Here is a 12,813-nt window from a genome sequence, read left to right on the forward strand (position 1 = left end):
AACCGGACCGAAAGAACCGCGATGGAGATGCAACGCGTCGCCGTGGTCGGAGCTGGCGCCATCGGTGGCTGGCTGGCGGGCGCGCTGGCGGGTGCCGGGGCCGACGTCTCGCTGCTGGCCCGTGGGCCCACGCTCAAGGCCCTGCAGGAACATGGCCTGCGCACACGCCACGGCCAGCGTGAAACCACCCACCGGCTGAAGGCACACCACGAGGCCCGGGCCCTGGGGCCACAGGACCTGGTGGTGCTGGCCGTCAAGGCCCCGGCGCTGGCGGCGGTGGCGCCACAGGTGCGCGCCTTGCTGGGCCCCGACACGGTGGTGCTGACCGCCATGAACGGCGTGCCCTGGTGGTTTCTGCATGGCCTGAACAGCCCGCTCCGGCAACGCTCGCTGCATTCGGTGGACGCCACCGGCGGCATCGCGGCCGCCATCCCGCCTGGGCGGGTGATCGGTGGCGTGGTGCACGCCAGCTGCTCGGTCGACGCGCCGGGCGTGGTGCGCCAGCATTTCGGCAACAAGCTCATCGTCGGTGAACCCGATGGCGAGGACACGCCGCGCCTGCTGGCGCTGGCGGCGCTGCTGCGGCGCGCCGGCCTGGAGGTGGAGGTCTCGCCACGCATACAGCGCGACATCTGGTTCAAGCTCTGGGGCAACATGACCATGAACCCGATCTCGGCCCTGACCGGCGCCACCACCGACCGCATCCTGGGCGATCCGGACGTTCGTGCCCTGGTCTCGGCCGTGATGCTGGAGGCGCGCGCCATCGGTGAAAAGATCGGCCTGCCCATCGAGCAGGAGCCCGAGGACCGGCACGCGGTCACCCTCAAGCTCGGCGCCTTCAAAACCTCCATGCTGCAGGACGTGGAAGCCGGCCGTCCGGTGGAGCTGGACGCCCTGCTGGGCGCGGTGATCGAACTCGGCCAGCTCACCACCACCGCCATGCCCTTCACCCGGGCGCTGATGGGCCTGGCGCGGGTGCACGCCCAGGTACGCGGGCTGTACTGACCCACCCCCATCGCTTGCCCGCTTCGCGTGGCCGCATCCCCACCTGAAGGGGGCGACACCAGCCGTCTGGCAGAGCCAGCCCGGCGGTGTCCCCGGCTCGACCGCTTCGTGCGTCGCGGGTCGCTGCCCCCAGGGGGACCTCTCAGCCCGCCGCCAGCGCCGGGAACAGCTTCACCAAGCCGCTGGCCATCACCTCCACCGACAAGGCCGCCAGGATCAGGCCCATCAGCCGGGTCATGACGTTGATGCCGGTCTGGCCCAGCACACGCGCGATGGGCTCGGCCAGGGTGAAACACACATAGGTGGCCAGCGCGATCACCACGCCATAACCCACCAGCGCCGCGTGCTGCAAAAAGGTCTGGGCACGGTCGGCGTAGATCACCACGGTGGACATGGTGGCCGGCCCGGTGAGCAGCGGAATGGTCAGCGGCACCACGGCGATGGAGGCGCGCGACGACGCATCGTCGACCTCGCCCTGGGTGGTCTTGGCCTCGGCCGGCTGGGCGTTCAGCATGGACAGGGCCGAGGTCATCAGCAGCAGGCCGCCCCCGACCTGGAAACTGGCCAGCGAGATGCTGAAGAAGTCCAGGATCTGCAACCCCAGCAGGGCACAGGCGGCAATGACCGAGAAGGCGCTGATGGATGAAATGGTGATGGTGCGCTGGCGCTGCGCCACCGAAAACCCCTGGGTGTAATGGATGAAAAAGGGCACGATGGCCAGCGGGTTGACCAGGGCCAGCAGGGTGATGAGGGGTTTCAGGTCCATGACCAGCTTTCAGCGGCCGCCGGCCACGTCGAGGATGGCGCCGGTGGTGTAGCTGGCTTCATCGCCGAGCAGCCAGACGATGGCCGCCGCGATCTCCTGCGCGGTGCCGGGCCGCTTCATGGGGATCAGGTGCGACAGGCGCTGGGCGCGGTCGGGCTGGCCGCCGCTGGCGTGGATCTCGGTGTCAATGATGCCGGGGCGCACGGCGTTCACCCGCACGCCCTCGGTGGCCACCTCGTGGGCCAGGCCCAGGGTGAAGGTGTCGATGGCGGCCTTGCTGGCCGCGTAGTCCACGTACTGCCCGGCCGAGCCCAGCTTGGCCGCCACGCTGGAGACGTTGACGATGGCGCCGCCATGGCCGCCATGCCGGGTGCTCATGCGGCGCACCGCCTCACGGGCGCAGACCATGCTGCCGATCACGTTGGTGTTGAACATGCGCTGCCAGCGCGCCACGCTCATCTCGTCCACGCGCTGCGCCGTGTCCACCACGCCAGCGTTGTTGACCAGGGCATCGAGCCGGCCGAGCTTGGCGTCCACCTGCTCGAACAGCCGCAGCACCTGGGCCTCGTCGGCCACGTCGGCCTGCACCGCCATGGCCCGGCCACCGGCCGCGCGGATCTGGCGCACCACCTCGTCGGCCGCCAGGGAATGGGCCTGGTAGTTGACCGCCACCGCGTAGCCACGCTGCGCGGCCAGCAGGGCGGTGGCCGCGCCTATGCCTCGTCCACCGCCGGTGACCAACAGAACTCGGGACATGCACGGACCTTTCAGCAAAACGGAGGGGATTGGGCTAACCTTGCGCGTTGCCGCGGAAAGGCACCGCGGCAAATTAGACCAAATCCGGAGACAGCATGACCGACCCGGCGTCCACCGTCGACTACTTTTTTGCACCCAACAGCCCCTGGACCTACCTCGGGCACACCCGCTTCGTGCAGATGGCCCGCGCGGCCGGCGCCACGGTGCGCGTGCGCCCCATGGACCTGGGCCAGGTCTTCCCGCAGTCCGGCGGCCTGCCCCTGGCCAAGCGCGCGCCGCAACGCCAGGCCTACCGGCTGGTGGAGCTGGCGCGTTTTGCCCAATGGCTGGATGTGCCGCTGACACCGCAGCCGCGCTTTTTTCCCGTCCAGGCCAACCCGGCCGCACAGCTGATCGTGGCCGTGGATCGGCACGATGGCGGCGATGCGGCGCTCCAATTGACCGGCGCCGTGCTGGCCGCCGTGTGGGCGCAGGAACGTGACATCGCCAGCCCCGACTGCCTGGCCGAACTGCTGGCCGACGGTGGGCTGCCGGCCGAGCGGCTGGCGCAGTCGCAAGGCCCGGACGTGCTGGCCGCCTACCAGGCCCACACCCAGGCGGCCATCGACGCGCAGGTGTTTGGCGCGCCCAGCTACGTGGTCGACGGCGAGATCTTCTGGGGCCAGGACCGGCTCGATTTTCTGCAACGCAAACTAGGAGCAAAGTGACATGGGTTCTTTTGTTGATTTGAAGGCCGCCGATGGCTTCGGCTTTCCGGCCTACGTGGCCCAGCCCCAGGGCACGCCCAAGGGTGCGGTGGTGGTGCTGCAGGAGATTTTTGGCGTCAACTCGCACATCCGCTCGGTCGCCGATGGCTACGCGGCCGCCGGCTACCTGGCCGTGGCGCCGGCCACCTTCCACCGCGTGCAGCAGGGCGTGGAGCTGGGCTACACCGAAGCCGACATGAAGGCCGGCTTCGGCCTGAAGATGGCCGTGGAAGCCCTGCCCGCGCCGGGCGTGATGCAAGACATCCAGGCCGCCGTCGACCACGCCGCCCAGGCCAGCGGCAAAAAGGTCGGCGTGGTGGGCTACTGCTGGGGCGGCCTGCTGACCTGGCGCAGCGCCTGCGGCCTCAAAGGCATCAGCGCCGCCGCGCCCTACTACGGCGGCGGCATGACGGCCGAGGCCGACGCCGGCCGCCAACCGCTGTGTCCGGTGATGGCCCACTTCGGCGACCAGGACCACTGGATCCCGCTGGACACGGTGGAGGCCTTCCGCGCCCGCCAGCCCGGTGTGACCGTGCACGTCTACGGCGCCAACCACGGCTTCAACTGCGATCAGCGCGGCTCCTTCCACCAGCCATCGGCCGAGCTGGCGCGCGAGCGCACGCTGGCGTTTTTCGCCCAGCACCTGGCCTGACCACCATGCGGCGCTGGCTGGCCTCTCTCGCCCTGGGCCTGGCGCTCCCGGCCTGGGCGCAGCCCGCGCCCTACGCCGGACCGCTGTTCGACGCCCACCTGCACTACAACAGCGAAGCCTGTGTGCACCAGGCCAGCGCCGCCTGCCCCTACCCGCTGGCCGATGTGCTGGCCCGCATGCAGCGCAACGGCGTGCGTGCGGTGCTGGCCAACAGCCGCCCCAACGATGGCACCAGGGCCCTGGCCTCGGCCACTGAAGCCGCGAAGCAGGCCGACGTCACGGTGGTGCCCTTCGTGCGCCTGTACCGCGACCGCGCCGACTACGAGGGCTGGCCCACCGACGCCAGCATCGTGGACCTGGTGAACACCGAACTGGCCGCCGGCACCGCCGCCGGGCCCTACCGTGGCCTGGGCGAATTCCACCTCTACCAGAGCCCCGCCGCCAACGGCCCCACGGCCCGTCGCCTGATGCGGCTGGCCGAGGAGAAGCAGCTGGTGGTGCTGGCCCATGTGGACGACGACGCCATCGACCTGCTGATGGCCCACACCACCAGCGGCGGCCAGAAGCTGCGCCTGATCTGGGCCCACACCGGCATCGGCGGCACGCCGCCCGAGCGGGTCGACGCGCTGCTGGCGCGCTACCCCGGCCTGATGGGCGAGCTGTCCTACCGCCCCGGCCTGACCTGCGAGGCCGGCCAGCTGTGTCCGCCATGGCGCGCGCTGATGCTGAAGTACCCCGAGCGTTTCCTGATCGGCTCGGACACCTGGGTCAACGGCCGCTGGGACCAGTACGACGACCTCATGCGCGGCTACCGCACCTGGCTCGGGGGCCTGCCCGCCGACGTGGCGGCGCGCGTCGCCTGGGGCAACGGCGCCCGGTTGTTCGGCCTGCCGGCCACGCCCTGAAGTGAAACAGACCACCCCGTCGCTTGCCCGCTGCGCGTGGCCGCACCCCCCTCAAGGGGCGACACCAGCCGTCCGGCCAAGCCGGCCCGGCGGTGTCCCCCGGCTCGACCGTTTCATGCGTCGCGGGTCGCGCTCCGGCGCGATGGAAAACTGAGAACGCTTCAGGCCTTGGCCTGCCGGCCCAGGTGCGACAGCGGCAGCGCGCCGCCGGCCTTGACCTCGCCCAGCGAAAAGCTGGTCTGCAGGTCCTTCACGTTGGGCAGGTTGAGCAGGCGCTGCTGGGCAAACAGCGAGAAGCTGTCGAGGTCCTGCGCCACCACCTGCAGCTCGAAGGTGCCGGTGCCGCTGATGTAGTGGCAGGCCACCACCTCGGGCAGGGCCCGCAGCGCCTCTTCCAGCGTGCGGGTGATGTCGCCGTTGTTGCGCTCGGCGTACAGGCGCACGAAGGCCAGCACGCCCAGGCCGACTTTGCGGCGGTCGATCTCGGCGCGGTAGCCGCGGATGTAGCCCGACTCCTCCAGCGCGCGCACGCGGCGCCAGCAGGGTGCGGCCGACAGGCCCACGCGCTGGGCCAGCTCGGCGTTGGTCAGGCGGCCATCGGCCTGCAGCTCGTTGAGGATGGCGATGTCGAATTTGTCCAGGTGGTCCATGGCGGGGCGGCGGTGCGTCAGACGGTGAGCGACGAGGCGCCCGGGGTGCGGGCATCCAGGCGCTGGCGCCACCAGGTGGCGAAAGCGTCGGCGTTCATGGGCCGTGCGATCAGGAAGCCCTGCAGCCGCTCGCAGCCGTGGCTCAGCAGGAAATCGCGCTGGTCTTCGGTTTCCACCCCTTCGGCCACCACCCCCAGCCCCAGGTCGTGGGCCATGGACAGGGTGGCGCGGATGATGGCCTCGCCCTCGGGGCTGCCGGGCACGCCCGCCACGAAGGAGCGGTCGATCTTGAGCCGGCTGATGGGCAGGCGCTTGAGGTAGCCCAGGCTGGAGTAGCCGGTACCGAAATCGTCCAGCGCCAGCTGCAGGCCCAGCGCGGTGAGTTCGCCCAGGCGTTCGCGCAGTTCGGGCAGGGCCTGCATCAGCAGGCTTTCGGTGATTTCCAGTTCGATCTGCGCCGGATTGACGCCGGCATCGCTCAGCGAGGCGTTGACCTGCTCCAGGAAATGGGGCCGGTTGAACTCCAGCGCCGAGATGTTGACGGCCAGGTGCAGGCCACGCAGGCCACTGTCCTCCCAGGCGCGCAGCTGCCGGCAGGCCTCGTCCAGCACCCAGCGGCCCAGGACCTCGATCAGGCCGCTGTCCTCGGCCACGGCGATGAAGCGGTCGGGGCCGATCAGCCCCTGCTCGGGGTGGCGCCAGCGCACCAGCGCCTCGGCGCCCACCAGGCGGCCGCTGCGGGCATCGACCTGTGGCTGGTATTGCAGGAACAGCTCGCCGTTCTGCAGCGCGCGGCGCAGGCCCATCTCGATGAACATGCGCTGCGACAGGTGCTCGTTCATCTCATGGGCAAAAAAGCGCCAGCCATTGCGCCCGGCGTCCTTGGCCGCGTACATGGCGGTGTCGGCGTGGCGCAGCAGCGTTTCGATGCTGTCGCCGTCTCGCGGATAACAGGCCAGGCCCACGCTGGCCGAGGCGCTGACCTCGTGGGCATCCAGCGGGATCGGCCGCGACAAGGCGGCCATCACCTTGCGTGCCGCCACCGCGGCGCCTTCGCGGTCGCGCAGCCGGGGCAGCAGGATCACGAATTCGTCGCCCCCCAGCCGGGCCAGCACGTCGCGCCCGCGCAGGCACTCGCGCAGGCGGCTGGCCACCGTGGCCAGCAGGCGGTCGCCCTGGCTGTGGCCCAGGCTGTCGTTGACGTGCTTGAAGCGGTCGAGGTCGATGAACATCACGCCGAACTGGTCGCCGTTCTGCTGCGCCACCTCCAGCGTGGCCTGGGCCTGGTCCATCCAGTGTTTGCGGTTGGCCAGGCCGGTCAGCGGATCGAAGTGGGCCAGCTGCACCAGTTGGGCGTTGCTGCCGGCCAGCTCGGCGGTGCGCTGGTCGACCAGCAGTTGGGTCTGCCGGCCCTGCCCGGTGATGACCACCAGGAACACCCCCAGCATGCCCACCGCCGCCAGGCCCAGCGCCACCGTGGCCCAGGCGGTCCAGCTGCGCCGGGTGGCGCGGTAGGCCGGTCCCTCGCTCAGGCGCAGCTCCCAGAAACGGTCGGCAAAACGCACCGGCAACTGCAGCGACAGCGCCCGGGCCGCCGGTTCGGCGGACTCGCAGCCGTCGGCGCCGACCAGCCGCTGGTTGCCTTCGCGGCCCTGCGGGTCGATCAGGCAGACCAGCAGGCGCGATGGCGCCATCGAGGCACCCAGCGCGGCGGCGAGCACGTCGTCCATGCGGAAGACGGCCGAGACCACGCCCTTGAGCGGACCATAGGGCGTGCCGTCGGCCTGCCGTTCGAACACCGCCTGGTACATCACCACGCCGCGCTGCTGCTGGTTTTCCTGCACCAGCCGTATGCCCTGGGTGACCTCGGGCCGGCCCGAGATCTGGGTCGCCATCACCGCCTCGGAGGTCGCCGGCAGAACCAGCACGTCGAGCCCGAGCACGCTGCGGTTGCTCTCCAGCGGCTCCACCAGCGTGATGGGCAGGTGGTAGGTGGCCGGCAGGGCCGCGAAGGTGCGGCCCTGGGTGTCGCGCCCCAGGATGCGGAAGTCGCGCAGGCCGTCGTCGCGCCGCGCGCGCTCGAAGCTGTCGCGTTCGGCCGCGGCGACCAGCGGGCTCCAGCCAAAGTTCTGGGTGCCGCTGTAGCGGCGCAGCCAGGGCGTGACGGCTTCACGGAAATCGGCCTGGCGGCTCAGTGTGCTGAACTCCAGCAGCTTGGCGACCGACAACACGCTGTCGGACTGGGCGTCCAGGCGGCGCTGCAGCAGGCGTGCCAGTTCGCGGGCCTCGGTTTCGAAGCCGGCCGCCAGGTTGCGCTCCTCGCTCTCGCGCACCTGATGAAAGGTGGCGCCGGCCAGCCCCATGGCCACCACCAGGGGCATGGCCACGGTGGTGCCGCGCTTGCGCCAGGCCTCGCGCGGGCGCCCCAGCCACACCAGCAGCAGCGGCGCGGTCAGGGCCACGCCCAGCGCGTCACCCAGCCACCAGGTCCACCAGCTGAACAAGGCCTCGGGCACGGGGATGGCGCCCATGTGCACCAGCGCCGGCACCGACAGGCTGGCATTGAGCAGGCAGGCCAGTGGCCCGCCCAGCGCCAGGAAGGCCAGCACCCGGCCAGGGGCATCCAGCGGGTTGGGGTAACCCACCCAGCGCCGCACCAGCCAGGCGCCGGCCGCGGCCTGCAAGGCCGCCGCCGCCGGCGTGACCAGCAGGTTCAGGCCCAGCAGGGGCACCTGGGCGTGCAGGTTGGTCACGGCGTTCAACGTCAGCGAACCCAAGGCCACGCCCAGCCAGGCCGGGGCGCCCCAGGTGAGGGCCGCCACCAGGCCCAGGCCGGCCGGCACGAAGACCAGCGACACGTAATCGGGCGGGATGGCCACGCGCAGGGACACCCAACCCGTGAGGGCATAGGCCAGGGCCAGGGCCAGCGGCAACAAGACGGCGCGCCAGGCGCGGGACAGGGAAGCGATCAAGGAACGGACCAATGAGGAGGCAGCCCCCCGAAACAGAGGGGTCGGGAACGGCAAAGCCCGCCATTTTGAAGAATCCATCCAAATTGTCAAACTATTGGAAAGATTCTTTGCCAGAGCCCGTTTTCAGGGGCACGAAACGCAAAGACATATCACCCCCTCAGGCATACACTTTGCCCACACCCGCCCCCGGCCCCACCCGTGCCGCGGGCGCCCCCACGCCGGCCCACAACGCGGGCGCCAACCCAGGAGACACCACTTTGAACGCCCCCCTGCCCGAACACATCCGCAAAGCCCTGGACACCGTCACACTGGACGACAAATACAGCCTGGACCACGGCCGCGCCTTCATGAGCGGGGTGCAGGCCCTGGTCAAGCTGCCCATGCTGCAGCGCCAGCGCGACGCCCTGGTGGGCAAGAACACGGCCGGCTTCATCAGCGGCTACCGGGGCTCGCCGCTGGGCGGCTACGACCAGGCGCTGCAAAAGGCCGCGCCCTTCCTCAAGCAGCAGAACATCGTGTTCCAGCCCGGCGTCAACGAAGAGCTGGCCGCGACCGCGCTGTGGGGCACGCAGCAGCTGGGTTTCGCCCCCCCGGGCAGCAACAAGTTCGACGGCGTCTTCGGCATCTGGTACGGCAAGGGCCCGGGCGTGGACCGCTGCAGCGACGTCTTCAAGCACGCCAACATGGCCGGCACCACCCCCTGGGGCGGCGTGATCGCGGTGGCCGGCGACGACCACATCTCCAAGAGCAGCACCGCCGCCCACCAGAGCGACCACATCTTCAAGGCCTGCGGCCTGCCGGTGTTCTTCCCGGCCTCGGTGCAGGAGATCCTGGACCTCGGGCTTCACGCCTTCGCCATGAGCCGCTTTTCGGGCGTGTGGGCCGGCATGAAGACCATCCAGGAGATCGTCGAGTCCAGCGCCACGGCCATGATCGACCCCGAGCGGGTGCAGATCGTGACGCCCGACTTCGTGATGCCCCCGGGCGGCGTGCACATCCGCTGGCCCGACCACGCGCTGGAGCAGGAAGCCCGCCTGTTCGACTACAAGTGGTACGCGGCCCTGGCCTACATCCGCGCCAACCGGCTCAACCACAACGTGATCGAGGGCCCGAACGACCGGCTGGGCATCATCGCCAGCGGCAAGGCCTACAGCGACACCCGCCAGGCCCTGCTGGACCTGGGCCTGGACGACGCCGCCTGCCGCCAGCTGGGCATCCGCCTGCACAAGGTGGCCGTGGTGTGGCCGCTGGAGGCGCAGACCACGCGCGAGTTCGCCACCGGCCTGCGCGAGATCCTGGTGGTGGAGGAAAAACGCCAGGTCATCGAATACCAGCTCAAGGAAGAGCTGTACAACTGGCGCGGCGACGTGCGCCCCAACGTGCTGGGCAAGTTCGACGAGGTCGAGGGCGACTTCTCGGGCGGCGAATGGAGCGTGCCCAACCCCAGCGCCCACACCCTGCTGCGCGCCAACGCCGATCTGACGCCGGCCATCATCGCGCGGGCCATCGCCAAGCGCCTGAAGAAGCTGGGCGTGGACAGCGACATGGCCGCGCGCATCGATGCCCAGCTGACCATCCTGGACGCCAAGGAAAACGCCATGAAGGCGGTGCCAGTGCTCAGCAGCGCCGAGCGCCAGCCGTGGTTCTGCTCGGGCTGTCCACACAACACCAGCACCCGCGTGCCCGAAGGCTCGCGCGCCATGGCCGGCATCGGTTGCCACTTCATGACCATCTGGATGGACCGCGCCACCGTGGGCTTCACCCAGATGGGCGGCGAGGGCGTGCCCTGGGTCGGCCAGCAACCCTTCAGCAACGACCAGCACATGTTCGCCAACCTGGGCGACGGCACCTACTTCCACAGCGGCCTGCTGGCGGTGCGCCAGAGCATCGCCGCCGGCGTGAACATCACCTACAAGATCCTCTACAACGACGCGGTGGCCATGACCGGCGGCCAGCAGGTGGGCGAGCGCCCCGAAGGCCACAGCGTGGTGCAGATCGCGCAGAGCATGCGGGCCGAGGGCGCGGCCAAGATCACCATCGTCACCGACGAACCCGAGAAGTACGCCCACATCAGCGGCATCCCCGCCGGCATCGCCATCCAGCACCGCGACACGCTGGACGCCGTGCAGCGCGAGTTCCGCGAGATCAAGGGCACCACGGTCATCATCTACGACCAGACCTGCGCCACCGAGAAGCGCCGCCGCCGCAAGCGCGGCACCCTGGTCGACCCGGCCAAGCGGGTGGTCATCAACGAGCTGGTGTGCGAGGGCTGCGGCGACTGTGGCGTGCAATCCAACTGCCTGAGCGTGGAACCGCTGGAAACCGAGTTTGGGCGCAAGCGCACCATCAACCAGAGCACCTGCAACAAGGACTACTCCTGCACCAAGGGTTTCTGCCCCAGCTTCGTCACCGTGGAAGGTGGCACCTTCAAGAAGAAGGCCAAGGGCAAGTCGGTCTCGCCCTTCGAGCTGGGCGCCCTGCCCGAGCCGGTGCTGCCGCCCACCGAACACGCCTGGGGCATCGTGGTGGCCGGTGTCGGTGGCACCGGCGTCATCACCATCGGCCAGTTGCTGGGCATGGCCGCGCACATGGAAGGCAAGGGCATCGTCACCCAGGACGCGGCCGGGCTGGCGCAAAAGGGCGGTGCCACCTGGAGCCACGTGCTGATCGCCGACCGCCAGGAAGACATCCGCACCACCCGCGTCAGCATGGCCGGCGGCGACCTCATCATCGGCTGCGACCCCATCGTGGCGGCCAACAAGGAAACCACGCTGCGCATCCGCGCCGGGCGCACCCACGTGGCGCTCAACACCCACAGCACGCCGACGGCAGCCTTCGTCACCAACGGCAACTGGACCAACCCGGCCGAGCAGTGCGTGGCCAACGTGGCGCAGGCCGTGGGCGAGCCCGCGAACCTGGGCCTGTTCGACGCCGACGCCGTGGCCGCCAAGCTCATGGGCGACACCATCTTCGTCAACCCCATGATCCTGGGCTACGCCTGGCAAAAGGGCTGGGTGCCGCTGGAGCGCGCCTCGCTGCTGCGCGCCATCGAGCTCAACGCCGTGGCGGTGGACGCCAACAAGGCCGCCTTCGAATGGGGCCGCCAGGCCGCCCACGACTGGGCCCGGGTGCAGGCCCTGCTGACGCCGGCCCAGGTGATCGAGCTGAAAAAACGCGAAACGCTGGAGAGCATCGTCGCTCGGCGCGCCGAGTTCCTGACCGGCTACCAGAACGCCGCCTACGCCCAGACCTACCGCGACTTCGTGGCGCGCGTCCAGCAGGCAGAAAGTGCCCTCGGCAAGACCAGCCTGACCGAGGCCGTGGCCCGCTACCTGTTCAAGCTCATGGCCTACAAGGACGAGTACGAAGTGGCGCGCCTGCACACCGACCCGGCCTTCCACGAGCGCATCGCACAGATGTTCGAGGGCGACTACACGCTCAAGTACCACCTGGCGCCGCCCCTGCTGGCCAAGAAGAACGACAAGGGCGAACTGCAGAAGCAGACCTTCGGCCCGGCCATGCTGACGGCCTTCCGGCTGCTGGCCAGGCTCAAGGGCCTGCGCGGCGGCGCGCTGGACCTGTTCGGCAGGACCGAGGAACGCCGCATGGAGCGCCAGCTGATCGCCGACTACCGCGCCAGCATCGAGGAAGTGCTGCGCGGCCTGAACGCCGGCAACCACGCGCTGGCGCTGGACATCGCCCGCCTGCCCGAGGCCATCAAGGGTTTTGGCCACGTCAAGGAGCGCAACCTGCGGGCCGCCCGCGGGCGCTGGGATGGCCTGATGGCGCAGTGGCGCGACCCGGCCGCCGCGCGGCAGGCCGCCTGACCGGGCGCAAAGGGCCACGCCGACTGAGGCTTTGACCGGGTGCCGGGGGCGCCCGAATACAATTCCCGGTTGGCCTGACGTGCCCCGCCGCTGGCCGGCGGGCGCTTCTTTCCCCTTGTTCCCTCGTCTACCTGCTGGAGACCCCCGTGTTCATTTCTTCCGCTTACGCCCAAGCCGCCGCCGGTGGCGACACCCAATCCACCCTGCTGGGCATGCTGCCCCTGGTGCTGATGTTCGTGGTGCTGTACTTCGTCATGATCCGCCCGCAGATGAAGAAGCAGAAAGAGCACAAGTCCATGGTGGACGCGCTGGCCAAGGGCGACGAGATCGTGACCGCCGGCGGCATGCTCGGCAAGGTCGCCAAGATCGGCGACCTCTACATCGGCGTGGAACTCGCCAGCGGCGTGGAAGTCCAGATGCAGCGCAGCGCCGTGGCGCAGGTGCTGCCCAAGGGCACCGTGAAGTTTTGGGGGGGGGGGGGGGGGGGGGGGGGGGGGGGGGGGGGGGGGGGGGGGGGGGGGGGGGGGGGGGGGG

The 12,813-nt window shown here is 70.0% G+C and carries 9 protein-coding genes and 1 pseudogene; 6 read left to right on the forward strand and 4 right to left on the reverse strand.

The genetic code is table 11. From position 1 onward, the window contains the following. The first annotated feature begins 21 nt into the window (after window positions 1–21). The gene (locus AAHB17_RS16725) at window positions 22–1,005 is read left to right on the forward strand and encodes a 2-dehydropantoate 2-reductase (protein WP_342131775.1); all 984 of its coding nucleotides are present in this window, start codon (window positions 22–24) and stop codon (window positions 1,003–1,005) included. 142 nt (window positions 1,006–1,147) lie between these two features. Here the strand turns inward: AAHB17_RS16725 and AAHB17_RS16730 are convergent, their stop codons facing one another. Continuing rightward, complete coding sequence (locus tag AAHB17_RS16730; protein WP_342131777.1) at window positions 1,148–1,771, reverse strand: MarC family protein; 624 nt, start codon at window positions 1,769–1,771, stop codon at window positions 1,148–1,150. A gap of 9 nt (window positions 1,772–1,780) precedes the next feature. Then, on the reverse strand, window positions 1,781–2,527 hold the full coding sequence (locus AAHB17_RS16735) for an SDR family oxidoreductase (RefSeq protein ID WP_342131779.1): 747 nt from the start codon (window positions 2,525–2,527) through the stop codon (window positions 1,781–1,783). Window positions 2,528–2,622: 95 nt separating this feature from the next. On the opposite strand from AAHB17_RS16735, the gene AAHB17_RS16740 reads away from it, so the two are divergent. Genes AAHB17_RS16740 through AAHB17_RS16750 form a run of 3 tightly spaced genes read left to right on the forward strand, consistent with a single transcriptional unit; the run spans window position 2,623 to window position 4,830 of the window. Continuing rightward, complete coding sequence (locus tag AAHB17_RS16740; RefSeq protein WP_342131781.1) at window positions 2,623–3,234, forward strand: 2-hydroxychromene-2-carboxylate isomerase; 612 nt, start codon at window positions 2,623–2,625, stop codon at window positions 3,232–3,234. 1 nt (window position 3,235) lies between these two features. Then, entirely contained in the window at window positions 3,236–3,925 is a 690-nt protein-coding gene (locus AAHB17_RS16745; RefSeq protein WP_342131782.1) for a dienelactone hydrolase family protein, read from the forward strand. A 5-nt stretch (window positions 3,926–3,930) separates the two neighbouring features. Next, window positions 3,931–4,830 carry an amidohydrolase family protein gene (locus AAHB17_RS16750; RefSeq protein WP_342131783.1) on the forward strand — a complete coding sequence of 300 codons (900 nt, stop codon included), beginning with the start codon at window positions 3,931–3,933 and terminating at the stop codon, window positions 4,828–4,830. A gap of 161 nt (window positions 4,831–4,991) precedes the next feature. On the opposite strand, the gene AAHB17_RS16755 is transcribed toward AAHB17_RS16750, so the two are convergent. Both AAHB17_RS16755 and AAHB17_RS16760 read right to left on the reverse strand, forming a co-directional pair. Then, window positions 4,992–5,480: an Lrp/AsnC family transcriptional regulator gene (locus AAHB17_RS16755; RefSeq protein ID WP_342131784.1), complete on the reverse strand. Its 489-nt coding sequence runs from the start codon at window positions 5,478–5,480 to the stop codon at window positions 4,992–4,994. A 17-nt stretch (window positions 5,481–5,497) separates the two neighbouring features. Then, on the reverse strand, window positions 5,498–8,452 hold the full coding sequence (locus AAHB17_RS16760) for a bifunctional diguanylate cyclase/phosphodiesterase (protein ID WP_342131786.1): 2,955 nt from the start codon (window positions 8,450–8,452) through the stop codon (window positions 5,498–5,500). Window positions 8,453–8,709: 257 nt separating this feature from the next. Between AAHB17_RS16760 and AAHB17_RS16765 the strand changes: the two genes are divergently transcribed. Both AAHB17_RS16765 and yajC read left to right on the forward strand, forming a co-directional pair. Further along, the gene (locus AAHB17_RS16765; RefSeq protein ID WP_342131787.1) at window positions 8,710–12,279 is read left to right on the forward strand and encodes an indolepyruvate ferredoxin oxidoreductase family protein; all 3,570 of its coding nucleotides are present in this window, start codon (window positions 8,710–8,712) and stop codon (window positions 12,277–12,279) included. 146 nt (window positions 12,280–12,425) lie between these two features. Next, window positions 12,426–12,743, forward strand: a pseudogene (yajC, locus tag AAHB17_RS16770) (preprotein translocase subunit YajC); the annotation flags it as partial. Window positions 12,744–12,813 lie beyond the last annotated feature (70 nt).

Source organism: Hydrogenophaga sp. OTU3427 (assembly GCF_038440225.1).
Classification (GTDB): domain Bacteria; phylum Pseudomonadota; class Gammaproteobacteria; order Burkholderiales; family Burkholderiaceae_C; genus Hydrogenophaga.